20 protein-coding genes and 1 tRNA gene are annotated in these 24881 nt (G+C 30.3%); 3 read left to right on the top strand and 18 right to left on the bottom strand.

The features are described from left to right. Positions 1-4: 4 nt before the first annotated feature. From ES045_RS05455 to ES045_RS05475, 5 genes are all read right to left on the bottom strand, one after another. A complete protein-coding gene (locus tag ES045_RS05455) occupies positions 5-673 on the bottom strand; it encodes a DUF3800 domain-containing protein (protein WP_147113616.1) in 669 nt (222 codons plus the stop codon). 10 nt (positions 674-683) lie between these two features. Then, positions 684-1925 carry a restriction endonuclease subunit S gene (locus ES045_RS05460; protein ID WP_147113619.1) on the bottom strand — a complete coding sequence of 414 codons (1242 nt, stop codon included), beginning with the start codon at positions 1923-1925 and terminating at the stop codon, positions 684-686. A gap of 1 nt (position 1926) precedes the next feature. After that, the gene (locus ES045_RS05465; protein WP_147113622.1) at positions 1927-3552 is read right to left on the bottom strand and encodes a type I restriction-modification system subunit M; all 1626 of its coding nucleotides are present in this window, start codon (positions 3550-3552) and stop codon (positions 1927-1929) included. A 140-nt stretch (positions 3553-3692) separates the two neighbouring features. Next, positions 3693-4295, bottom strand: coding sequence for a recombinase family protein (locus tag ES045_RS05470; protein ID WP_147113625.1), 603 nt, complete (start codon positions 4293-4295; stop codon positions 3693-3695). A 44-nt stretch (positions 4296-4339) separates the two neighbouring features. Further along, on the bottom strand, positions 4340-4864 hold the full coding sequence (locus ES045_RS05475) for an antirestriction protein ArdA (RefSeq protein WP_147113627.1): 525 nt from the start codon (positions 4862-4864) through the stop codon (positions 4340-4342). A 1338-nt stretch (positions 4865-6202) separates the two neighbouring features. On the opposite strand from ES045_RS05475, the gene ES045_RS05480 reads away from it, so the two are divergent. Further along, positions 6203-7006, top strand: a complete 804-nt coding sequence (locus ES045_RS05480) for a hypothetical protein (protein WP_147113630.1) — start codon at positions 6203-6205, stop codon at positions 7004-7006. Positions 7007-8258: 1252 nt separating this feature from the next. Further along, positions 8259-8864 carry a M15 family metallopeptidase gene (locus tag ES045_RS05485; RefSeq protein ID WP_147113633.1) on the top strand — a complete coding sequence of 202 codons (606 nt, stop codon included), beginning with the start codon at positions 8259-8261 and terminating at the stop codon, positions 8862-8864. Between the two features lie 800 nt (positions 8865-9664). Here the strand turns inward: ES045_RS05485 and ES045_RS05490 are convergent. From ES045_RS05490 to ES045_RS05520, 7 genes are all read right to left on the bottom strand, one after another. Beyond that, the gene (locus ES045_RS05490; protein WP_147113636.1) at positions 9665-10186 is read right to left on the bottom strand and encodes a hypothetical protein; all 522 of its coding nucleotides are present in this window, start codon (positions 10184-10186) and stop codon (positions 9665-9667) included. A 278-nt stretch (positions 10187-10464) separates the two neighbouring features. Next, positions 10465-10896, bottom strand: a complete 432-nt coding sequence (locus tag ES045_RS05495; protein WP_147113639.1) for a hypothetical protein — start codon at positions 10894-10896, stop codon at positions 10465-10467. Between the two features lie 3 nt (positions 10897-10899). After that, positions 10900-11301, bottom strand: coding sequence for a hypothetical protein (locus ES045_RS05500; protein ID WP_147113642.1), 402 nt, complete (start codon positions 11299-11301; stop codon positions 10900-10902). Positions 11302-11305: 4 nt separating this feature from the next. Then, positions 11306-11650 (bottom strand): hypothetical protein, encoded by a 345-nt coding sequence (locus ES045_RS05505; protein ID WP_147113646.1) that lies wholly within the window; start codon positions 11648-11650, stop codon positions 11306-11308. A 103-nt stretch (positions 11651-11753) separates the two neighbouring features. Further along, positions 11754-12413 carry a hypothetical protein gene (locus ES045_RS05510; protein WP_147113649.1) on the bottom strand — a complete coding sequence of 220 codons (660 nt, stop codon included), beginning with the start codon at positions 12411-12413 and terminating at the stop codon, positions 11754-11756. 1 nt (position 12414) lies between these two features. Then, positions 12415-12822 (bottom strand): hypothetical protein, encoded by a 408-nt coding sequence (locus ES045_RS05515; protein ID WP_147113652.1) that lies wholly within the window; start codon positions 12820-12822, stop codon positions 12415-12417. Between the two features lie 226 nt (positions 12823-13048). Then, a tRNA-Ser gene (locus tag ES045_RS05520) sits at positions 13049-13133 on the bottom strand. Positions 13134-13375: 242 nt separating this feature from the next. Between ES045_RS05520 and aroC the strand changes: the two genes are divergently transcribed. Further along, positions 13376-14440: a chorismate synthase gene (gene aroC / locus ES045_RS05525; RefSeq protein WP_147113655.1), complete on the top strand. Its 1065-nt coding sequence runs from the start codon at positions 13376-13378 to the stop codon at positions 14438-14440. 34 nt (positions 14441-14474) lie between these two features. Here aroC and ES045_RS05530 read toward each other — a convergent pair whose 3' ends face one another. From ES045_RS05530 to rplA, 6 genes are all read right to left on the bottom strand, one after another. Further along, a complete protein-coding gene (locus tag ES045_RS05530) occupies positions 14475-14786 on the bottom strand; it encodes a DUF3467 domain-containing protein (protein ID WP_147113658.1) in 312 nt (103 codons plus the stop codon). Positions 14787-14922: 136 nt separating this feature from the next. Further along, a complete protein-coding gene (gene rpoC / locus ES045_RS05535) occupies positions 14923-19197 on the bottom strand; it encodes a DNA-directed RNA polymerase subunit beta' (protein WP_147113661.1) in 4275 nt (1424 codons plus the stop codon). 79 nt (positions 19198-19276) lie between these two features. Beyond that, complete coding sequence (gene rpoB / locus ES045_RS05540; protein ID WP_147113664.1) at positions 19277-23086, bottom strand: DNA-directed RNA polymerase subunit beta; 3810 nt, start codon at positions 23084-23086, stop codon at positions 19277-19279. Between the two features lie 143 nt (positions 23087-23229). After that, positions 23230-23604: a 50S ribosomal protein L7/L12 gene (gene rplL / locus ES045_RS05545; RefSeq protein WP_147113667.1), complete on the bottom strand. Its 375-nt coding sequence runs from the start codon at positions 23602-23604 to the stop codon at positions 23230-23232. Positions 23605-23653: 49 nt separating this feature from the next. Then, positions 23654-24172, bottom strand: coding sequence for a 50S ribosomal protein L10 (gene rplJ, locus ES045_RS05550; RefSeq protein WP_147113673.1), 519 nt, complete (start codon positions 24170-24172; stop codon positions 23654-23656). 19 nt (positions 24173-24191) lie between these two features. After that, complete coding sequence (rplA, locus tag ES045_RS05555; RefSeq protein WP_147113679.1) at positions 24192-24881, bottom strand: 50S ribosomal protein L1; 690 nt, start codon at positions 24879-24881, stop codon at positions 24192-24194.

Here is a 24881-nt window from a genome sequence, read left to right on the forward strand (position 1 = left end):
ACACTTATCTTAATTCAATAAAAAACAGGTTCATCTTTTTTGAGTAATTGGTTTTACTCAAATCTTCGTTACAATGTTGCTGAATCTTTTTTATGATTTGAACTTTTGCTTTGTTTTTTTGATGCTCATCATTATGTAAATAAGAAATTGCACCCATTAAAAAATCTGCCATTTGCATTATTATACTTTCGTGTGAGCGTATGTTTTGCACATTTCTAAACACACCAAATTTGGTATTTAAAATATCTTTTAACTTGTTTACTTTATAAGCACTTAAAGTATCTTTAATATCTAGATACACGTTGTAATTGTATAAACTACTTAAATTATGGTTTAATAAATAGTAATACATTTTATAATAAAAATCGTCGTAATCTTGATTAAAAGAATCGTTATTAATCTTAGCTTTTTCTACCCCAACAGTTCTAAATTGCAAATCGGTAGCAAAAAAATAATCTACTAAATCTAAATAAAAACGTAGTTTAGATTTTGAAACCTTAGACCATTTAATTTCTGCATAAAAATTATGTTTCTTTTTTAGGTCATTAATGTTTTCGGTATGCAGTTTTACTTGATTGTAAGCACTACTTACCGAACCTAAAAACATAAACTTTTTATGGTCGTTTTCTATATGGCAACTTTCATCACAGTATATATTAAATGTTTTACTCATACTTATATTTTTAAACAAACATTTGTTGCAACAAGCCTTTTTTATAGGTTTTTGTTTGTTCTATTTTTGTACTTACTAAATCTATGTTTTTATCTATCGCTAATAAGAAATTTGCTATTTTGATTTGTTCTTTTACACAAGGCATATTCAAATTCATATTAGCTAATTTTTTAAAGTATAAATAAGTCCTAGAACCACCCTGCTTTTGTAACAAAGCATATCTTTTGATCTCAAAACCTTCATTTAATTTATATTCTAAAAATTTATTATCAATATTTTTTGTTGAAAACACAGGATATAGTGTACTTACAATTCCTTTATCACAAATAGTATTTTTATTGAATTTAAATATTAAGTCATCACTCATATGACGATAAGTAAAATAATTTCTTGGCACAACATTATAGCCAGTATTATCTTTACTAGCTACTTGATTTCCTGAGAAATACTCTGTCTGAAACATTATTCCTTTACGTGAAGAAGTTAACACGGGGTATTGATCACTATACTCTGATTTTTCATTAAATTGAATTAAATACTCTCCTAATTTTTTCACTTCCCAATCAGCAAAATCATTCCCATCTTCATCTTTAAACCTTAGCTCTTGTTTAAATAGTTGCTGCATTACGCCTTTTTTGTATTGTTCTAAAAGGCTTTTCTTTTTTTCTAAGGTTTGTATTTGGTTGTCTATGGTTGTTAGGAAATTGGCTATTTTTCGCTGTTCTTCTTGTTGAGGAATTACGACTTTAAATTTAGAAGTTGCAGTAATACCAAAAAAATTCATTGCACTACCACTATCTTGCGACCTAACCTGTTTGATAATCGAAAAAGAGGTCATTATTTGATAAAGAAATAAAGGTTCAATTCTATCCCTATTACTTCTTAATAAAGTTAGTTGTGGTCCAATATTACCATTAGAAATTCTTTTATCAACAAAACCAATTGAACCAACATTTGAACCTCGATTGGTAAAAAGAACATCATTCAATTTTAAATGTGCTTTTTTTAATTCTTTGTGTTTTTCTAATGATATAAAATCAACTTTATTCTCTTTTAGCACACCGTTACCTCCCAATGCTTTAGAAGTTAAAAATGGTATTCCTACATCTACAAATTCATTTGATTTAGGGTAACTACCTCCATAATTTCCATCTTGAATTTTTTGACAAACATCTCCGAGTTTATAATTACTCCATTCTCGATCAAACTCTGAAAATCGTAATTGCGGCACTAACACTTTTTCTTCCTGCATCTTAAAACGGTGTTTTAATATTCAACTCTTTACAAAAAGAAGCAATTAGTTTTTCATTTTCTTTTAAATCAGCGGCTAAGTCTTCGATTTGAGTAGCTACATTTTCAATATCGATTTGTTCTTCTTCTTCAAAAGTATCTACATATCGAGGTATATTTAAATTATAATCGTTTTCTGCAACTTCACTTAAAGGTGCAACATAAGAGTATTTGTCTTCGGTTTTACGTTCTCTGTAAGTGCTAACAATTTTAGCCACATTAGCATCACTTAACATATTTTGAGTTTTCACTTTCTCAAAATCTGCGCTTGCATCAATAAATAAAATATCGTTTGGGTTTTCTCTACATTTTTTAAAAACTAAAATGCAGGTTGGTATGCTTGTACCATAAAATATATTGGCAGGTAAACCTATTACCGCATCTAAAAAATTCTTTTCTTCAATTAAATATTTTCTAATATGTCCTTCAGCACTTCCTCTAAACAAAGCACCGTGTGGTAACACTACAGCCATTTGTCCGTTTTCAGCTAAATGATGCACCATATGTTGTACAAAGGCAAAATCTGCTTTACTACCTGGTGCTAACTTACCATATTGACTAAATCGATCATCACTCATAAAGAGTTGGTTAGCGCTCCAATTAGCAGAAAATGGTGGGTTGGCTACAATAGCTTCAAAACGGTGTTCTAAGTGTTGTGGATGCTCTAAAGTATCTTCTTGTTTAATATCAAAGGTACGATAATGCACACCGTGCAATATCATATTCATACGTGCTAAATTGTAAGTCGTACGGTTTAATTCTTGTCCGTAAAAGTTGTTTACTTCCTCTACTTCTTTAGCAACACGCAATAGTAAAGAACCACTACCACACGTTGGGTCATATACAGATTTCAGTTTCTTTTTACCTGTAGTTACCAACTTCGCCAATACTGTACTTACCTCTTGTGGTGTATAGAATTCGCCTGCTTTTTTACCTGCACCACTTGCAAATTTTCCTATTAGGTATTCATAAGCATCACCCAATACATCTAACTCTGTATTTTCTAATTTGAAATCTATTTTATCTAAGTGTGCGAGTACTTTAGCAATAATCTCATTACGAGCTTCTGGACTCTTCCCCAACTTAGTAGAGTTTAAATCCATATCCTCAAAGAGGTCTTCAAAATCTTCTTCACTATCAGTACCCATTGTACTATTTTGGATATTGTTTAAGATTTTTTGTAAATCCTCTAATATGAAATTATCCTTAGTGTTATAGGTTTCTGTAGTGTCTTCTGCTACACGATCACTTTCTGTTGAATCTTCATTGTGATTACCACGTTTAGAAACTGCTGAGAATAACTCTGATGGCTTTAAGAAGTAGCCTAATTTCTCTAAAGATTCTTCTTTTATTGCTTCTATGTATTCTTGTCCTGTTGCTGTGTTTTCGTCTATTTCAGAGAATAAAAATGTATCGCCACCTTCTTTCAGGATTTTGTTGGCATATATTTCCATTTTTTCAGCTAAGTATTTATAGAAAATAAAGCCTAATATATAATCTCGAAACTCATCTGCATTCATTTTACCACGTAAAGTGTTGGCAATATTCCAGAGTTGTTGTTCTAATTGTTTTTTATGGTCTTCTGACATTGATTGATGGTTCTTTTTTATTTGGAGTTTAAAAATATAATTTTATTATTATATAAGGGCATTATTTGACTGTTTAGTTTTTAATTTAAATAAAAAAATCTAATCATAAAAAATTGACAACTAACTAACGCTTACAATTCTTATAAGTTTTTTTTAAAAAAAATTGTTTTCACTTTTTGAACTGTGCCTAATGAGACCTCACAAAGTGTAGCTGTATTTCTTAAAGATTGCCCATTTTTAAGGTGTTTAATTACATTTTTATATCTTTCTAATACATCTTTATCACTTTCAACTGAACCCTTAACCCTGCCCTTATAAACACCTTTAGCCTTAGCAATTGCTATACCTTCTCTTTGCCTCTCTAATAAAGATTCTCTTTCCATTTCAGCAATATTCGCCATCACAGAAATAATGAGTTTAAAAGCATGATTCGGCTTCTCATTTACCAAACTTTCAATCCCTAAATTATCTACTTTTAGATTTACTTTCTTTTCATAAAGAATTTCTAGTGTTGACAGGATATCAAATAAATTTCTACCCAACCTATCAATACTATGAACTGAAATATAATTGACCAATCCCTTTTCAATTTCATCAAAAAGTTCCTTTCCTTTAGGTCTTTCTTTAAATGGAATTGTACCGCTAATAACATCTATAAACAAAGCTTCATTTGGATGCTTTTTAACTAATTGCCTTTCTGTATTTTGATTACTTGTACTAACCCTTATATATCTTGCTTTCATTTTTAAAGTTTAAAAGCCCCCATATAGAGGGCTTCGTTATACGATTACATTAACCTAAAATAATGGTTATTATGAACTGAATAATCCATCATAATATCATACGCTGTTCTTTCCCAATCAATATGGATATAAGGAGGTAAATCTGCGCTTAAATCGCCTGTTTCTTCTAAAAGTTCTTGTATAAATTCAACATCACTTGAATACTCACCAAAATAAGATTCGCTTACTTTCTCTAAAATTTCTTGAATATCGTTTTCACTACTTCCTAAAGAGCAGATATAAGCTTCTATTACTTCCTCGTTATAGTCAAAGTTTTCTATTGCTCCCATCACTTCATAAATGTTTTTTGAAATATGGCATTCACTAATTAAACCTAGACTTTCAATAGCTTCAGAGCATTCATATTCTTGAAACATAAATTCTAGATCCTCTTCATCTTTGTGAAGATTTCGCATTGCATTTTGAAGTTCTTCATAATCTGAATAATCTTCTAATTTGAGCCAAGCCCCATAAATACTACCGCTGTTGTACTTTGCATAAGTACCAACATAAATTTGTACATTTGTCATGTCAATAAATTTTAATTTGCGTTAAACATTTTTTGATTTGCCTTGTCGTATTCGTAGTACTTCAAGGCTTTTTTATTTAATATAAAAATACAAAAACTCTAATTAATGTACTAATTTTAAGGCACTTATGATTGACATATTTCTACCCCTTACAGCTGATTAAATATGTCTTTTTTATTGTGGAGCTGTTAGACTATAATCTAAACATAGTACAGTAGTTTATTACACTTGTTTTTTAAAACAACTAAATTGTTTATCGTTAAACCTAAAAATAGAAATCAGTTTTAATTCTCAATTTCAATTCCTATTTTGAAAATCTTCTAAAAATATGACGGGGGTAGATCAAAAGATCTTATCGCATGACCAAGGAAGAGCTATGATCCCTCTAGGTGCAGTAAGTCACATAATTTTGAAAATTAGTTTTAATCTACAAAAAAGGTATACACGAGATATTAAGTCTTAAGTTTATTGAGATTTAAATAACTCATTATTTACTGAATTTCAATTAGTTACATTTTTTTTCAAAGAATATTAAATATTAAAATTAATTCATCACAAAAATTTTAATTAAGCATATTTTAATTAAGAACATTGATTGGGGCAAATAAGGGCTTATCGTTAGTTTCTAATAAAAAAAACATGTTTCAAACAAAATTGGACTACCTACAAAAAAATCACATATAAAGTCGATAGTGTACTAACTAAGAGGTTAAAACTCAATAACAGTATAGCTTCGCTAAATCCGCGTTATATGTAGATTGGTAAGTAATTAATTTAATAATGTGATTTAAACCTTAAAAATATAGCAATTTACTTCACAAAGTTGTGCCTAGACACAATTGTTAACGGAATAATTTATTTTAACTAAAAACAGCACTTTTATGCTTAATCACAACTTTCCAAATACTAATTTAGATTAGAATAATTGTGACAAGCGGAACAAATCGAACTTTTATAAAAATAAAGCACAATACTAAGGCAACCCACAAGTATTATTGAATATTTAGTTATAATTTTGAAAAAAAAGAAAATGCTCTAGGATACTTTAAATCAAATTTCAGAAATAATAAATATTTTTCCTATTATTTACAAAATTGCGATACATCGCAAAGATGAAATTACGATTTACTATTCTAAAACAGAATATATGACGAAGAGACATTTACAAGCGCAATCGATTTAATTGAACGGTGTGAGCAAAATTTGTAACTAGAATTAAACTGTTTTTCACGATTTCTAAACAGAAAAATTTTTATTTTAAATAAAAAATTAATACTTAAACAAATAAACTATTAATTTTATATAACTTTAATAAAGCAAAAATTAATTTAATAAAATATGGGGTTATTTAAAAAATTATTAGGACAAGAGTCTTTAGAGACTAATTTACTAGGACAATATAATTTATTAACAACTAATCTGACTAGTGAATTAGATGTTTTAACTTTAAATGATGTTTCCATAATTGCTCAAATACAAGTCATACACCATAAAGCAAGCCAAAATGCCTTCAGAATAGAACTAAAAACTTTAGAAAAATCCACGATTCTCGAAGGCATGGAGTTACCAAAAAATAAAAACAATTTTGTAAGCTATAGACTTACAGACTTTAAAGGTACTGGTGAGTATTTACTTGAAATATCCAAAAATGAATTAAAAATTTACTCTCACAGTAGAGAAGAAACTTTGAGATATGTTAATTTAAGTCTTAATAAATTAAATACTGATAAACGAGTTGAAACTGAATTTCAAAAAAATATTTTATTTCTGCACTGTGAATTAATCCATGAATATCTACTGCCAAAAAACAGCTTGTTTCGTTTCGGAAATTATTATGGCTTCTCTCTTCAAAACCCTAGATTATTTTATATAAATTTTGTTTATGATAATAGATCTTTTGATTTTGGTTTTGAATTAGTAAATATTAATTATGAAATAAAAAATAGTAGCTCCAATGCTGAAATATACGTGTATCCAGGGGGTCAACTATTGGCTGAATTTAAAAAAGACGAATATAAAATAATTTATAAAATGGAAAACTGGTATGATATTTTGTTATGGATTAAAACACTACTAATGAAAGAAGAATTTACAAAAACTTATGGTAACACAGTAAAACAATTCCCTGAAAATGGTTTATAAATTTAATTTTTAAAACAACGTGGAGCAAGAAAAATAATATTAATATAAAATTCAACATATTTTTATTCATCGAATTACGAAACTTTACATCTGAAATTCCTGTTATTTTTTCATATAAATAATCTATCAACTAGACTTCATAAAGATAAGGAAACGCTCCTCGACTAATCATTTCATAAACAAAAGTTACATATCGTTCTCTTGCTACTTTGCTCAAAAAGCTCATACCCTATTTTAAAGAATCGATATTCAAACTGTTAACATAAATAGTCCACTCTGTATTTGTAACACGGAATTTTAACAGGACTTGTTGAATAAATTCATTTTGATTCGCTATTTTAAAATTACTACCACTAAAACCAATTAATATTTCTAAAGAAGATACTATTGCTAGTTTTTCAGTTTTACTAAAAACTTCAGCTACTTTCTTTGATAAGTCTTCGATGATTTTTTTATGATCTATTTTTATTCGAGAACTTTTATGAATATAAAAATTAGTAAATCAAACTTTTAATATAAAATATATTCTAAATTAATAATTCTTGTTTCATTTAAAAAACAACATAAAAATATAATATTTAGTCATAGGTACTGGAATAATCTTCGTTAAAAAATATTAATAAAACTATGCGCTTCTATTCAAGCTATAAAACGTGGTATTTAAAGTGAAAATTGCAAAAAGCCTCTTATAAATTAGAAAATTTTATCTTTCTTAGAGTTACAATATTAAAAATTTTCAAATTAAAACGACGTATTACGGATACCCCTAAAGAGTATTAAAAGGTAGTCTATAAGTTTGAAGATAAAATAAAATGCTAAATATCAATTTTTTGAAATAATAAAAAATTGAATCTAAAGTTATATAATCGAATTGTAGAAGTAATTATTTTAAATATTTAAAAGGTACTCAACACTCTTACCTAGACACAACCCTTTGACAATCATATTAATGAGACTTAATAACATGAGAATGAATAAAAACTATCACTTATTGAAAATAGAAAGGAAAATATTTCAATCAACAATTGAAATAAAAAACTATTAACCTAATAACAAAATGAATTATGTCAAACGGTGGTTCAGATTGCTGCGGAACCTGCGGGTTATCCGTAAAAATAACGAAGAAGCTATTTATCAAAATTCTGAAACAAATAGTAAAGTGAATTGTACCATTAGAGATTTAGAAATAAAAGATCCACACTATGAAGTAAAAGCATTTGCAAATGAGATACTTAACAATCAAAAAAACTAGATGAAACGAATATTGATAATTTTAACAATATTTATTATTATATTTTATAGCATAATATCTTATTGTTATCATAATTTTCAATTTTGGACTCATCTAAAAACAGAGCAATTTGAAACATTAAGAGAATATAATGGTAAAAATATAATAGCATTTAGAGGTAGACAAATATTAGTTCATAAAAGCGTTATTCCTCGTTTGATAGAAATTGATAATTACGCAAAGAATAATAATTTAATTCTTACTATTAACCAAAGTTTTAGATTCAATGGTCAGAATATTAGCAGGGCTATTGTAAAGCCTGCTAAGTTCTCTAATCATCTTGCAGGTTTTGCTATTGATTTTAATATCGAAGATGAAAATAGAAAATACTTTTCAAATGACTTAAAAAGAAATAACCGAAATAAATTGCCTATTAATGTTAAAAAATTTTTAAATAAGATTCGGAAGAATAAAAAATTAAGATGGGGTGGAGACTTTAACAAAGAAGATCCAATACATATCGACACACCAATTAACTTCAGTAAAAAAAAATGGCTTATATATAATCAATTATGTGATAATGAATTCTCAAAAGGTATCCCTAAATGGAAAGTATGGGAAAAATGAATAAACCTTTTTCGAATATTGGAATAGATTAATTGTTTTTTTTGGCTTACTTATAAAAGACCTCATTAACATACTATATGTGAACTATTTATTGACTTTACTACTTAATACAAGTTTAAATCCAACATAATATGCGATTTAAAAGAAATCTATATTTACTACTAGCCCCATATTTAGTCATCATACTGATAAATGAATCCGTACGACCTAACATTAAAGATAAACCGTATCAAGTATTCGGAAGAACCTTTATGAACTCTAACCTACATAAACCTGACAAATGCACTTGGGTAGAACATAACGATACAAATTATTGTAAAAAAAATCACGTAAAGTATTTAAAAAATTACTTCGAAAAAACAGATATAGCCTATTTCGGCGTAATTGGACTTTTACATGCTACAGGGAATTATGGAGCTGCAAATATTATTTTTTTAGTCATTCTATTTCCTATAATAATGTGGTACTCCCTTGTTAAAATTATTGATTATTGGCTTGAAATAAAACGCTTAAAAAAAGAATAATATGGATATATTTAATAAGATAATAGAATTCGGTTTATTTGTTTACGGCTATTGTACCGATTTTACGATAAATCTAGCTAACCTCACAAACACGTCTTACTATGAAGTTAATTTCTTTTTATTCTGTTTGTTATTTCCTGTTTTACTTATCGTTTTACCACTTACGGCTATCTTTTTCAGATTTAAACTAAAGAGATTACAGCGAGTACTTAATTCACACTAAATCAATTAATCTTATATGATTTAGATTGTAAATAATTTTATTTCTAAATTTCATCAATACTTTATATCCTTTTTTTGAAATATCAAAATAAACATCTCTTTAAAGTTTGGGTAGATGAATAGCAGATATAAAGAAAAAAAAATAGCTATAATAACGCCAACTCTTTTTGCTGTCTTTAAAGGAAGCGTCAGCGGTATTAAAATTAGATACACAATACTAATACCTAACACACAGATATAAATGGACATATTTATATAATTAGAGCTAAAAATTATAGCAAGCCAATTTAGAAAATCAACACTTTTTTGAAATAAATAATCGCAGTTTTTTCTTAAATCTGGAATTATAAAAAAGGCAATAGAACCAATTATAGATAAAACATTTAACCAAACAGTTGTTTTCTTACTGATTAAATAAATCCAGGAAGCTGGAACAATTAAATAATAAACAAAAATATTTACCACATTATACGTAGTGCCTAAAAAGGAAGCTATGTATGCTAAAAACCCCATTAAAATCATAAATATTTGATGAATTAAAGAATCTGCATTATCAATCCAAAATTGAATATTCATATTTATTTATCTATTGATGGAATCTTTATTTTTTTTTAGAAATAGCCTTATATTTTTATATAAACAGAAAAAGTAGATTGTTAATAACAAATATCCAAATATTAGATCCTTTGTATCCTAAAAGCTGTCACGTTTCCAATAAATTTTAAAATGTCTACACAAATATCAAATAAGGCATTCATAAGAGCTGTATTTTTTTATTTTAAAATTACCAAAGGTATTAATTAAGACTTTTATAGGTTTTGATGAACCTTTTTTAAATGATATTATCTTAAATACTATCTATAGTATTCAACAGAATCATTTTTTGAAAGAGATAAAATAGCAATGTTTGAATTAGCTAATAAAACTATACCAAATTTATTTATTTTTAAATCCGATAGTTGAAATTTAACCAAACCTCCAATATCCTCCAATGGCGCAACTACATCTAACAAATAACTTCTAGGATGAAAAATTGCGAAAGAACCAAAAAAAGAAGAACAATATTCTACCTCTGAACTTATTTGAATCTTGTACGAACCAGTGGCATATTTGTGTGCTATAATTTTCGATTTTATCTCTCTTTTAGAAGAGTATAGATTTATTTCGTTTTTAGTTAAATCTCTGTTTTTGTAAAACTTTAGATTAGACTCCTTCCTCTTTGTGTAAACCCCAACTAATTGACTATCAACAGGCTCTCTGCCAATCATTCTATTCCAATATCCCATGCATCAAATTATGTTATGTTTCTCAAATATATTCTCTAACTTTTCTCTTTCACGCATTGCGTTTTGGAAAACTAACCTATAATTTTCTATATTTAATAACATTTTATCATTTAGGAAAGATAAATCTTGGTAAGCTTGTAATAATTTAAAAACATTTTCGTATTCTATAAAATCTTTAACCTCAAGAAACCATTTAAGAGAAACTTTAAAATTTTCGATGCTTTGAAACATTGCAATTTCTTTTAATAAAGTATTTGTTATAAAATTGTTTATCTCTAAAACAATTTCATTCTCATTTGGTTTATCGGATGAAAATAATTTACCAAAGAAATTTTTACTTTCATACTTTTCAAGCTCTTGAATTATATTTTTAAAATGTAGGTATTTATCCTTTAGATTATTCATTTCTTTAAAAATTATAAATGTGTAAACGACATATTTTATTTGCTTTGAGTTTAAATTCACTTTGACTTAAATAGCAAAGTGCACTTCTTTTTTTACACACTTCATAGATAACCTCTATAACAATGTCAAAATGAGAATCGCCATATTGATTTGGTCTAACACCTTCTCTAAATTTTTCAGACTCACTAAACAAAACTAAAAATGTAAATGTGCAGATATCATTTTCTAAAAATACTTCAACCTTGTCTAAATCATAAAGTCTACCATAATAGCTTTGACCAGTTCTTTGAGCAATAAACATTCTATCAACTAAAATATCTATATAGACTTCATTTGGCTTATCTGCCATTACTAATTGATTTCTTCTGTTAAATGCTCAATTAATATTTTTGCAGTATTCCCTGGTGATCCAAAACCGTTTTTAAGTATAAATTTTTAAACATAGATTATAATTATTTACCTGATTGTTTTATCACAGATATAAGATAGCTCTCAAACTCACCAAGAAAAGTTGCAGATCGAAAAGAAAGCGGTGAACGTGAGTTGGAAACTTCTTTCTCAATTAACTTATGAATGTCAAGCTTTTCTCTATCATGGGGTGGTAATAACATAAAAGGATTAAAAAAGATATTAATAAAAAGCAGTCTTGGATTATAAACTTTACTTTTACCGTATTTATAATTTTTTAAACTTTCTTTATAATATTTTAAATCTTCATATATTTCAACTAACAATAGTTTAAATAAATCTTTCTTAACAACCTCTTTCTTTACATTAATTAATACTTCGTTACCTTGTTTATTATATGCATTCAATAAAGGAGATTTATATTGGGGTAAAAAATAATCAGTTTGAATATAGTGATCTCTTGATATATCAAATATTTTTAAAAATTGATTTTCTAGTATTTTATGGATAGAACTTATATTTCTTGAATTAATCTTATTTCTATTTTTTAAATCATCTATTACGGTCGCTGCGGTTAGAACACAAGTTTGATACTGCCCAGCAGGTGACAACTTGAAGTATTCTTCTTCGACAAACTTGATCATAGGTAGATTTAGACTTAAAATAAGATTAACAATACCACTTTCTAAATCTTTATTTTCCATTTTATTGTTTTAAATAAATCGTTTCCACTAAATCTCCCAAAGGATCATTTATCCATTCTATTTCAGTTTCGGAAACTTTCTCAAATTCATAAGATACAATTTGATTACCCAAAGTAATTTCTATAGAGTAGCTGGTATTTATAGTTTCTTCTTTTACATTTGTTGTTAAACCAGCGTTAAATAATTGATTTAATTGTTCTTTAAAGCAACTTTGCCCTGTTAATATTACCGAACAAAAATCATCATTAGAGAATTTAAAACCTAAACTTATACTAGTATCAGCTGCTAGCCAAGTACCTTGAATCCAATCTGGTGGTTTTATCAAGTTTAGATTTTGAGATATTGAATCGTCATTTGACGAGCATCCATAAAAAATAGCAAAACAAATCAATATTATTATTCTCTTCATAGCATAGAAGTTTTATTTTACAAAAATAGAAAAAAAAAGTAATCTTTTAACAATCTTTAAGCAAAAAGATAAACTGCGATTCTTCACTAAGTAGTAAATATTTATAAGAACTCTTTAAATTGATTATTAGTATAGATAAATAATTCCAGCAATACATAAATCGTACATATTTAAACAAAAAAAAACCGTAACTACTTAATTAATAAGTAATTACGGTTCCAGTAAGCGGAGAAAGAGGGATTCGAACCCCCGGACCTGTTACAGTCAATAGTTTTCAAGACTACCGCATTCGACCGCTCTGCCATTTCTCCAGTGTGTCTCATCAGGTATGCCCTGAATGCGGCTGCAAATATAGAAAGCTTTTTCAATTCTAAAAAATAAAAAGACACTTATTTTTTATCTTTTTTGAATATAATAAATTATTGACCCTATCTTATTAGTAATCAATGCTTATTACCATTAAAAATTTTATAGAAATCATTATAAATGCCAAAAGTAGAATTTCCTTTTACTGACTTTAGTATATTTGTAACTTATTATAATATAAAAAACGATGTCATTTAATTCCTTTGGAAATTTATTAAGAGTTACAACCTATGGTGAATCTCATGGAACTGCTATTGGTGGTGTTATAGATGGTTTTCCTGCTGGTTTAGAAATTGATTTTGAAGCAATTCAAAATGAGTTAAACAGGCGTAAACCTGGACAATCAAAAATTGTTACACAACGTAAGGAACCAGATACCGTAGAATTTCTTTCAGGTATTTTTGAAGGAAAAACAACAGGAACTTCTATTGGTTTTGTCATTAAAAACACCAATCAGAAATCTAAAGATTACAATCATAATACCAATATATACAGACCTTCTCATGCAGATTTCACGTATGACCAAAAATATGGTTTTAGAGATTTTAGAGGTGGCGGAAGAAGTTCTGCTCGTGAAACTGCTAATTGGGTAGTTGCAGGAGCTTTAGCCAAACAGCTAATATCTTCTATAAACATAAATGCTTTTACATCTTCTGTTGGAGAAATTTTTATAGACAAACCTTATCAGGATTTAGATTTTTCTAAAACTGAAAGTAATATTATTCGCTGTCCTGATGATGCTTCAGCAGAGAAAATGATTAATAAAATACAAGAAATTAGAAAATCTGGTGATACTATTGGTGGTACAATTACCTGTGTTGCTCAAAATGTACCTGTAGGTTTAGGGGAACCTATTTTTAATAAATTACATGCAGAATTAGGGAAAGCAATGCTTTCTATTAATGCTGTAAAAGGTTTTGAGTTTGGTAGCGGGTTTTGTGGTGCTAAAATGAAAGGTTCTGAGCACAATGATATTTTTAATGAAGATGGTTCTACGCAATCTAATTTGTCTGGAGGAATACAAGGAGGAATTAGTAATGGTATGGACATCTACTTTAGAGTCGCTTTTAAGCCCGTTGCAACCATTATGACAACGCAACAAACTATTAACTCTAAAAATGAATTAACAGAGATTACAGGAAAAGGTAGACACGACCCTTGTGTTGTACCCAGAGCTGTACCAATTGTAGAAGCAATGACTGCTTTAGTTTTAGCAGATTTTTGGTTACTAAATAGAACTAGAAAAATTTAATAAAAAAAAGCGAAACATTTAAGTTTCGCTTTTTTTATGCTTGTCCTGTTGGTCCAAAATTCATAGGAACTGGGGGTTGATCATAGTCTTTAATCTCTCCGTTAGCTTCCTCAAATTTTCGAACATTATCTGCTAATGCTTTTGTTAATCTCTTAGCATGTTGCGGTGTTAATATAATTCTAGATTTTACTTTTGCCTTTGGTACACCTGGCATTATATTTATAAAATCAACAATAAATTCTGATACAGAGTGGTTAATAATAGCTAAGTTAGAATAGGTTCCTTCTGCTATTTCCTGATCTAACTCTATGTTTAATTGTCCGTCTTTGTTTTGATTTTCTTCCATAATCTATGTAATTAAATTGTATGATTGATTCAGATTTGAAAGGTACAAAAAATAAAAAAGTTGAATTGAATAGTGTAAATAAATTACAGTAAACAATTCAACTTTTTAAATTTAAACTAGTAACGATGAAACGTTATTAGAAACTCTTTTCTATTTCGTCTTTAGGACCAACTAGAATATTGTCATAAGCTCTCATACCTGTTCCTGCTGGTATTCTTTTACCAACAATTACATTTTCTTTTAAGCCTTCTAACGTATCTATTTTACCACTTACAGCAGCCTCGTTTAATACTTTTGTAGTCTCTTGGAAAGAAGCTGCAGAAATAAACGATTTTGTTTGAAGTGATGCTCTAGTAATACCTTGTAAAACTTGCTCTGCCGTTGCCGGTTTAGCATCTCTTGCTTCCACTAAGTTCAGATCATTTCTTCTTAATAAAGAATTTTCATCTCTTAATTGACGTGCAGAAATAATTTGACCTGGTTTTAAGTTCTCAGAATCTCCTGCCTCTTCAACAACTTTCATTCCGTAAATTGCATCATTGTCTTTGATAAAGTCAATCTTATGAATCAATTGGTTCTCTAAGAATAAAGTATCTCCAGAATCAATAATTTTAACTTTACGCATCATTTGACGCACAACAACTTCGAAATGCTTGTCATTAATTTTCACACCCTGTAAACGATATACTTCTTGTATTTCATTTACTAAGTATTCTTGCACTGCAGAAGGCCCTTTAATTCTTAGGATATCTGAAGGAGTTGTAGCTCCGTCTGATAATGGCATACCTGCTTTAATAAAGTCATTTTCTTGAACTAAGATCTGATTAGAAAGCTTTACTAAATACTTACTAGTATCTCCAGTTTTAGATTCAACGATAATTTCTCTATTACCACGTTTGATTTTCCCGAAAGAAACCACACCATCAATCTCTGAAACTACAGAAGGATTAGAAGGGTTACGTGCTTCAAATAATTCTGTTACACGTGGTAAACCTCCAGTAATATCGCCTGCTTTACCAGATTTTCTTGGTATTTTAACTAACGTATGTCCAGAATCTACCATCTGACCATCATCAATCATTAAGTGCGCACCTACTGGTAAACTATAAGAACGTAGAGCATTACCATCTTTGTCTTCAATAATTAAAGAAGCAATAATTTTCTTATTCTTAGAATCGATCATTACTTTCTCTTGAAAACCAGTTTGCTCATCAACTTCAACAGAGTAATTAATACCTTGTTGTAGATTGTCAAACTTCACTTTTCCTTCAAATTCAGAAACGATTACACCGTTAAATGGATCCCATTGTACAATTGAATCTCCTTTTTTGATTGTTTTTCTATCTTTATCAAAAATGATAGAACCATAAGGAAGAATATTTGTACTCTGCGTGATGCCTGTTTTCTTATCTTTAATTTTAATCTCTGCAGTTCTAGAAATAATGATGTCAATTTCTTTACCATCATTATCTTTACCTGTTACAGTTCTTAAATCATCAATAGTTACATTACCATCAAACTTAGCTGTTAACTTGTTCTCTTGAGAGATATTACCTGCAACCCCACCAACGTGGAATGTACGTAATGTTAACTGTGTACCTGGTTCTCCAATAGACTGTGCTGCAATTACACCAACTGCTTCACCAATTTGTACTTTGTTAAGAGTAGATAAACTCTGCCCATAACATTTTGCACAAATACCTTTTGTAGACTCACATGATAATGGAGACCTAACTTCTACGCTATCGATACCAGACTTTTCAACAGCTTGCGCTAACTTGTAAGTAATCGGTTCATTAGCTTCTAAAATTAGTTCTTCTGTTAATGGATGATATACATCGTTTAAAGAAATACGACCTTCAATTCTATCTGATAAAGATTCTACAATCTCATCATTTTTCTTTAAAGGAGCAACTTCCAAACCTCTTAGTGTACCACAATCTTCTTCATTAACAATAACATCTTGAGAAACATCTACCAATCTACGTGTTAGGTAACCTGCATCTGCCGTTTTTAAAGCGGTATCTGCTAATCCTTTACGCGCACCGTGCGTAGAGATAAAGTATTCTAGAATTGATAAACCTTCCTTAAAGTTAGATAAAATCGGATTCTCAATAATTTCTCCACCACCTGCTGTAGATTTTTTAGGTTTTGCCATTAATCCACGCATCCCTGTTAACTGACGAATTTGTTCTTTAGAACCCCTTGCACCAGAATCAAGCATCATGTATACTGAGTTGAAACCTTGTTGATCTTCACGTAAACGTTTCATAGATAACTCAGTTAAATCGTTATTGGTTCTACCCCAAATATCAATTACCTGATTGTAACGCTCTTTTTGCGTTAACATACCCATGTTATAGTTTCCTACAATAATATCTACCTCTTTATTAGCGGCATCAATCATAGATTGTTTTTCTTTAGGAATAATAATATCCCCTAATGAGAAAGATAAACCACCTTGGAAGGCAAATTTATAACCCATATTTTTTATCTGATCTAAGAAATCTCCTGTTGTAGGAATATCTGTAGCTTTTAAAATACCACCAATAATACCACGTAAATTTTTCTTAGTTAATACCTCATTGATATAACCAGCTTTCGCAGGAACAACTTCGTTAAATAAAACTCTACCAACAGTAGTTTTTATAATTTTTCGAACCTGCTCTCCGTTCTCGTCAACATCGTAGGTTCTTACTTTAATTCCAGCATTTAAGTCTACCATTTCTTCGTTAAAAGCAATCGTTACTTCTTCTGGTGAATAGAAAGTTAATCCTTCTCCTTTAATTTTAACTTCTGGAGTAGAGATTCTTTCTTTAGTCATATAATATAAACCAAGTACCATATCCTGAGAAGGTACAGTAACTGGCGCACCATTTGCAGGGTTTAAGATATTATGAGAAGCTAACATTAATAATTGCGCTTCTAAAATAGCTTCTGGCCCTAATGGTAAGTGAACCGCCATTTGATCTCCATCAAAATCGGCATTAAAGGCAGAACATGCAAGTGGATGTAACTGTATTGCTTTACCTTCAATTAATTTTGGTTGAAAAGCTTGTATACCAAGTCTGTGTAAAGTTGGAGCCCTGTTTAATAAAACTGGATGTCCTTTGATTACATTTTCTAAAATATCCCAAACAACTGGTTCTTTTCTATCTATTATCTTCTTTGCAGATTTTACAGTCTTAACAATACCTCTTTCAATTAATTTTCTAATTACAAAAGGCTTGTACAATTCAGCTGCCATATCTTTAGGGATACCACATTCTGAAAGTCTTAATTCTGGTCCAACAACAATTACAGAACGTGCAGAATAATCAACACGTTTTCCTAGTAAATTCTGACGGAAACGTCCTTGTTTACCTTTTAATGAATCTGATAAAGACTTTAAAGGTCTGTTAGATTCAGTTTTTACTGCAGATGATTTACGTGTATTGTCTAATAAAGAATCTACAGATTCTTGCAACATACGTTTCTCATTACGTAAAATAACTTCAGGAGCTTTTATCTCTACCAATCTTTTTAGACGATTGTTTCTAATAATAACTCTTCTGTACAAGTCGTTTAAATCTGAAGTAGCAAAACGACCTCCATCTAATGGCACTAATGGTCTCAATTCTGGTGGAATCACCGGAACTGCTTTCAAGATCATCCATTCTGGATTGTTCTCTCTATTCTTTTGAGAATCTCTAAATGCTTCAACAACATTTAAACGTTTTAACGCTTCAGTCTTACGTTGTTTAGAAGTTTCAGTATTTGCTTTGTGTCTTAAATCAAATGATAATTGTTCTAAATCTATTCTAGCCAATAAATCAATTAAACACTCAGCTCCCATTTTAGCGATAAACTTATTTGGGTCTTCGTCATCTAAATATTGATTTTCTTGTGGTAATTCATCAACAATATCTAAGTATTCTTCCTCTGTTAAGAAATCCATTTTTTGCAATGGTTCTCCTTCAACATTCTTAGCAATACCTGGTTGAATTACTACGTATCTCTCGTAGTAAATAATCATGTCTAACTTTTTAGATGGCAAACCTAAAAGGTATCCCATTTTGTTAGGTAATGATCTAAAGTACCAAATGTGAGCAACAGGAACTACCAAGTTGATATGCCCTACTCTGTCTCTACGCACTTTCTTTTCTGTAACTTCTACACCACATCTGTCACAAACAATTCCTTTGTAACGTATTCTTTTGTACTTTCCACAAGCACATTCATAATCCTTTACAGGACCAAAAATACGCTCACAAAATAAACCATCTCTTTCTGGTTTGTGTGTACGGTAATTTATAGTTTCTGGTTTTAAAACTTCACCTTTAGAGATTTCTAAAATAGCTTCTGGTGATGATAAACCAATTGAGATTTTGTTAAACTTTTTTACAGTGTATTTCTCTTGTTTTCTTGCCATGTCGTTTAATAAGTATTCAGTTGGCAGTATTCAATTTCCAATAACAGAATTATTATTGGAAATTGGTTACTGAAAAAATTTATTCTTCTAATCTAACGTCTAAACCTAAACCTTTAAGTTCATGCATTAAAACATTAAATGATTCTGGTAAACCTGGTTCTGGCATAGCTTCACCTTTCACAATACTTTCGTATGTTTTAGCTCTACCCATAACATCATCTGATTTTACAGTTAAGATTTCTCTTAAGATACTAGATGCACCGTATGCTTCTAATGCCCAAACTTCCATCTCTCCAAAACGTTGACCCCCAAACTGAGCTTTACCTCCTAATGGTTGTTGCGTAATTAATGAATATGGTCCAATAGAACGCGCATGCATTTTATCTTCAATCATGTGCCCTAACTTAATCATATAAATGATACCAACAGTTGCCGGTTGATCGAAACGTTTTCCTGTTCCACCATCATATAAGTAAGTATGTCCAAATCTTGGTACACCTGCTTTATCTGTAATTACATTGATCTGATCTAAAGATGCTCCATCAAAAATTGGTGTTGCATATTTAGTGTTTAATTTTTGACCTGCCCAACCAAGAACAGTTTCATAAATCTGACCAATATTCATACGAGATGGTACCCCTAATGGATTTAACACGATGTCAACTGGAGTTCCGTCTTCTAAGAAAGGCATATCTTCTGCTCTTACTATACGAGCAACAATACCTTTGTTACCATGACGACCCGCCATTTTATCTCCTACTTTTAATTTACGTTTTTTAGCAATGTAGACTTTTGCAAGTTTTAAAATTCCTGCTGGCAATTCATCACCTACAGAGATCGTAAATTTTTGACGACGTAAAGAACCCTGTAAATCATTTACTTTAATCTTGTAGTTGTGAACTAATTCACCTACTAAATCATTCAGTTCTTTATCCGTAGTCCAAGAACCTGTTAAGTGCACATAATCATCAACAGAATTTAACATTTTAAGCGTATATTTTTTACCTTTTGGTAAAACTTCTTCTCCTAAATCATTAAAAACCCCTTGAGATGTTTTCCCACTGATTAAAGTGAATAATTTTTCAATTAATTCATCCTTTAACCCTTCGAATTTAGAAACAAAAGAAGATTCTAAAGTTGCAACTGCTTCTTTATCTCTTAATCTCTTGTTCTTATCTTTAACAGCTCTTCTAAATAACTTTTTATCAATTACTACACCTCTTAATGATGGTGAAGCTTTTAAAGATGCGTCTTTTACATCTCCCGCTTTATCCCCAAAAATAGCACGCAATAATTTTTCTTCGGGTGTTGGATCAGATTCTCCCTTAGGTGTAATTTTACCAATTAAAATATCACCAGGATTAACTTCTGCTCCAATTCTAATCATTCCATTTTCATCTAAATCTTTAGTAGCTTCTTCAGAAACATTAGGAATATCATTCGTTAACTCTTCAGTTCCTAGTTTTGTATCTCTTACGTCTAAAGAATACTCATCGATGTGAATAGATGTAAATATATCTTCACGAACAACTTTCTCTGAAATTACAATTGCATCCTCAAAGTTATACCCTTTCCAAGGCATAAAGGCTACTTTCATATTTCTTCCTAAGGCTAATTCTCCTTTTTGTGTTGCATACCCTTCACAAAGAACTTGTCCTTCTTCAACTCTATCTCCTTTTTCTACAATCGGTTTTAAGTTGATATTTGTTCCTTGATTGGTTTTTCTAAATTTAATTAAGTTGTAAGAAATTTCATCAGATTCAAAACTTACAAGTTTCTCCTCATCTGTTCTGTCATACTTAATCGTAATTTTACGAGCATCTACATAAATAACTTCACCAGGGCCTTCTGCATTGATTAAGATACGAGAATCTTTTGCAACTCTACGCTCTAAACCTGTACCTACAATTGGAGATTCTGGTCTTAATAATGGCACAGCTTGACGCATCATGTTCGATCCCATTAATGCACGATTGGCATCATCATGTTCTAAGAAAGGAATTAAAGATGCAGAGATAGATGCAATTTGATTTGGAGCAACGTCCATCAAATTAATTTCATCTGGTGTAACCACCGGAAAATCTCCCTCTTCTCTAGCAATAACTCTATCTAAGATAATAGAACCATCCTCATTTAGTTTTAAGTTAGATTGGGCAGTTTTCATACCTTCTTCCTCTTCAGCACTTAAATAAATAGGCTCTTCTGTTGATACAATACCGTTTTCTACTTTTCTATAAGGAGTTTCAATAAACCCTAAATTATTCACTTTTGCAAAAACAGCAAGTGAAGAAATTAACCCAATATTTGGTCCCTCTGGAGTTTCAATAGGACATAGACGTCCGTAGTGAGTATAGTGAACATCACGCACCTCAAAACCAGCTCTTTCTCTTGACAAACCACCCGGTCCAAGTGCAGATAATCTACGCTTGTGGGTAATCTCTGCTAATGGATTTGTTTGATCCATAAATTGAGATAATTGATTTGTTCCAAAGAATGAATTAATTACAGATGACAATGTTTTTGCATTAATTAAATCGATGGGTGTAAACACTTCGTTATCACGAACATTCATACGCTCACGAATTGTTCTAGCCATACGTGCTAAACCAACACCAAACTGACCTGCTAATTGTTCTCCAACCGTTCTTACACGTCTGTTAGACAAGTGATCAATATCATCAACCTCTGCTTTAGAATTGATTAACTCAATTAAATATTTAATAATGGTTATAATATCTAATTTTGTTAATACTTTCTGGTCTATTGGTTCATTTAACTGAAGTTTGGTATTCATTCTAAAACGACCAACTTCTCCTAAATTATAACGTTGTTCCGAAAAGAATAATTTATCTATAATACCTCTTGCAGTCTCCTCATCTGGCGGTTCTGCATTACGTAGTTGTCTATAAATATGTTCTACAGCTTCTTTTTCCGAATTTGTAGGATCTTTTTGTAAAGTATTATGTATAATTGCATAATCTGCCATATCGTTATCTTCTTTGTGAAGTAAAACGGTTTTAGCACCTGCATCAATTATTTCATCAATATGTTCTTTATCTAAAATTGTATCACGATCGAAAATAATTTCATTTCTTTCGATAGATACAACTTCACCAGTATCTTCATCCACAAAATCTTCATGCCAAGTTTTTAAAACTCTAGCTGCTAATTTGCGACCTAATACCTTTTTCAATCCAGCTTTAGAAACTTTCACTTCTTCTGCAAGGTCAAAAATCTCTAAAATATCTTTATCTCTTTCAAAACCTATAGCTCTGAATAATGTTGTTACTGGTAATTTTTTCTTTCTATCAATATAAGCATACATTACTTGATTGATGTCGGTAGCAAATTCTATCCAAGAACCTTTGAAAGGAATTACTCTTGCTGAATATAATTTTGTACCGTTTGCATGGAAAGATTGCCCAAAGAATACACCAGGAGACCTGTGTAATTGAGAAACCACCACACGCTCTGCCCCATTAATTACAAAGGTACCAGAGTTTGTCATATAAGGAATTGTACCAAGATATACATCTTGAACAATAGTTTCGAAATCTTCGTGTTCTGGATCTGTACAATATAATTTTAGACGTGCTTTTAAAGGCACACTATGTGTAAGACCTCTTTCAATACATTCTTGAATAGAATATCTTGGTGGATCTACAAAGTAATCTAAAAATTCTAATACGAATTGATTTCTTGTATCAGTAATTGGAAAGTTATCCATGAAGGTTTTGTACAAACCTTCTTCACCTCTTTCTTCTGCCTTAGTTTGAAGTTGGAAAAAATCTTGAAAAGATTTTACCTGAATATCCAAAAAGTCTGGATACTCTTTTATCATTTGAGAAGTAGCGAAGTTGATTCTTTCAGTAGTATTTTTCGTTGCCAAAAGAGAGTATTTTTTTGATTAAAATCTGAAATAAAATAAAAAACGAATATATACACAAAATGGTTTAGGCCTAAAAACGAACGTTTCTAGTACCTAAACCTAAATTTGTTTTCCCGTTACGCGTGAACGTCGGGAGTAATAGCTTATTTAAGCTCTACCTCAGCTCCAGCTGCTTCTAAAGATGCTTTAAGCGCTTCCGCTTCATCCTTAGATACTGCTTCTTTTACTGCTGCTGGTGCGCTATCAACGATACCTTTTGCTTCTTTCAATCCTAAACCAGTTAATTCTTTAACTAATTTTACAACTGCAAGTTTAGAACCTCCTGCTGCCGTTAAAATCACGTCAAATTCAGTTTGCTCTTCTGCTTCATCTTCTCCTCCTGCTGCTGGTCCTGCAACTGTAACTGCTGCTGCTGCTGGCTCAATACCATACTCATCTTTTAAGATAGTAGCTAATTCATTAACTTCTTTTACTGTTAAGTTAACTAACTGCTCTGCGAAATCTTTTAATTCTGCCATTGTAATTGTTTTTAAAATGTTGTTTATTATAGTTTATTTGTGCGCGTAATTATTTTTCAGATAATGTCTTAACAATACCTGAAAGTATTTGTCCACCTGATTGTAATGCTGAAATTACATTCTTAGCAGGAGACTGTAATAATCCAATGATTTCACCAATAAGTTCTTCTCTAGATTTAATGTCTACTAAAGCATCTAATTGATCATCTCCAATATAAATAGACTCTTCTGCAAATGCACCTTTTAATAAAGGCTTATTCTGAGACTTCTTTCTAAAATCTTTGATTAACTTCGCAGGCGCATTTGCAGCCTCAGAAGTCATCATTGAAGTATTTCCTTTTAATACTGTTGGTAAGTCTCCAAAATCTTTGTCTGAAGCCTCCATTGCTTTTGCAAGTAATGTATTCTTAACAACTGATAACTGTACATTCGCTTTGAAACAAGCTCTACGTAAGTTCGTAGTAGTTTGTGCGTTTAATCCAGATATATCTGCTAAATATAACGTATTTGTGTCTGCTAATACTGCTGTTAAATCTTGTATTACTTGTGATTTCTCTTCTCTAGTCATGATTATAAGTTTTAACGTATTAAACAGCTTTCACCTCAACCTGAATACTAGGACTCATGGTACTAGACATAAAAACGCTTTTTACGTACGTTCCTTTTGCAGTTGTTGGTTTCAATTTAATAATTGTTTGTATTAACTCGTTTGCATTTTCTTCAATTTTTTGAGCATCGAAAGATACTTTACCAATTGCAGCATGTACGATACCAGTTTTATCAACCTTAAAGTCAATTTTACCAGCTTTTACATCCTGTACAGCTTTTGCAACATCCATTGTTACCGTACCAGTTTTTGGGTTTGGCATTAAACCTCTAGGACCTAAAATTCTTCCTAAAGGACCTAATTTACCCATTACACTTGGCATTGTAATAATTACATCTACATCTGTCCATCCTCCTTTAATCTTCTGAAGGTATTCATCTAACCCAACATAATCTGCACCCGCTGCTGTAGCTTCTGCTTCTTTATCTGGAGTTACTAATGCTAATACTTTTACATCTTTTCCTGTTCCGTGAGGTAGTGTTACAACTCCACGAACCATTTGATTAGCTTTACGAGGATCTACCCCTAAACGTATTGCTAAATCTACTGATGCATCAAACTTTACATTAGTAATGTCTTTGACTAGCGCTGAAGCTGCTGCTAAATCATAAGATTTAGAGCTATCTACCTTTGCGTAAGCTTCTTTTTGCTTTTTTGTTAATTTTGCCAT

The organism is Polaribacter sp. IC073 (assembly GCF_007997075.1).
Lineage (GTDB): Bacteria > Bacteroidota > Bacteroidia > Flavobacteriales > Flavobacteriaceae > Polaribacter.

What these genes read in the sequence shown, in the direction of transcription:
- ES045_RS05515 (WP_147113652.1), bottom strand. Translation starts at nt 12,822, where the DNA reads ATGAAGAGAATAATAATATTGATTTGTTTTGCTATTTTTTATGGATGC.
- rplJ (WP_147113673.1), bottom strand. Translation starts at nt 24,172, where the DNA reads ATGACTAGAGAAGAGAAATCACAAGTAATACAAGATTTAACAGCAGTA.
- rplA (WP_147113679.1), bottom strand. Translation starts at nt 24,881, where the DNA reads ATGGCAAAATTAACAAAAAAGCAAAAAGAAGCTTACGCAAAGGTAGAT.
- ES045_RS05500 (WP_147113642.1), bottom strand. Translation starts at nt 11,301, where the DNA reads ATGAATAATCTAAAGGATAAATACCTACATTTTAAAAATATAATTCAA.
- aroC (WP_147113655.1), top strand. Translation starts at nt 13,376, where the DNA reads ATGTCATTTAATTCCTTTGGAAATTTATTAAGAGTTACAACCTATGGT.
- rpoC (WP_147113661.1), bottom strand. Translation starts at nt 19,197, where the DNA reads ATGGCAAGAAAACAAGAGAAATACACTGTAAAAAAGTTTAACAAAATC.
- ES045_RS05505 (WP_147113646.1), bottom strand. Translation starts at nt 11,650, where the DNA reads ATGGCAGATAAGCCAAATGAAGTCTATATAGATATTTTAGTTGATAGA.
- ES045_RS05465 (WP_147113622.1), bottom strand. Translation starts at nt 3,552, where the DNA reads ATGTCAGAAGACCATAAAAAACAATTAGAACAACAACTCTGGAATATT.
- ES045_RS05475 (WP_147113627.1), bottom strand. Translation starts at nt 4,864, where the DNA reads ATGACAAATGTACAAATTTATGTTGGTACTTATGCAAAGTACAACAGC.
- rplL (WP_147113667.1), bottom strand. Translation starts at nt 23,604, where the DNA reads ATGGCAGAATTAAAAGATTTCGCAGAGCAGTTAGTTAACTTAACAGTA.
- ES045_RS05495 (WP_147113639.1), bottom strand. Translation starts at nt 10,896, where the DNA reads ATGGGATATTGGAATAGAATGATTGGCAGAGAGCCTGTTGATAGTCAA.
- ES045_RS05480 (WP_147113630.1), top strand. Translation starts at nt 6,203, where the DNA reads ATGGGGTTATTTAAAAAATTATTAGGACAAGAGTCTTTAGAGACTAAT.
- ES045_RS05510 (WP_147113649.1), bottom strand. Translation starts at nt 12,413, where the DNA reads ATGGAAAATAAAGATTTAGAAAGTGGTATTGTTAATCTTATTTTAAGT.
- ES045_RS05485 (WP_147113633.1), top strand. Translation starts at nt 8,259, where the DNA reads ATGAAACGAATATTGATAATTTTAACAATATTTATTATTATATTTTAT.
- ES045_RS05455 (WP_147113616.1), bottom strand. Translation starts at nt 673, where the DNA reads ATGAGTAAAACATTTAATATATACTGTGATGAAAGTTGCCATATAGAA.
- ES045_RS05470 (WP_147113625.1), bottom strand. Translation starts at nt 4,295, where the DNA reads ATGAAAGCAAGATATATAAGGGTTAGTACAAGTAATCAAAATACAGAA.
- ES045_RS05530 (WP_147113658.1), bottom strand. Translation starts at nt 14,786, where the DNA reads ATGGAAGAAAATCAAAACAAAGACGGACAATTAAACATAGAGTTAGAT.
- ES045_RS05460 (WP_147113619.1), bottom strand. Translation starts at nt 1,925, where the DNA reads ATGCAGGAAGAAAAAGTGTTAGTGCCGCAATTACGATTTTCAGAGTTT.
- ES045_RS05490 (WP_147113636.1), bottom strand. Translation starts at nt 10,186, where the DNA reads ATGAATATTCAATTTTGGATTGATAATGCAGATTCTTTAATTCATCAA.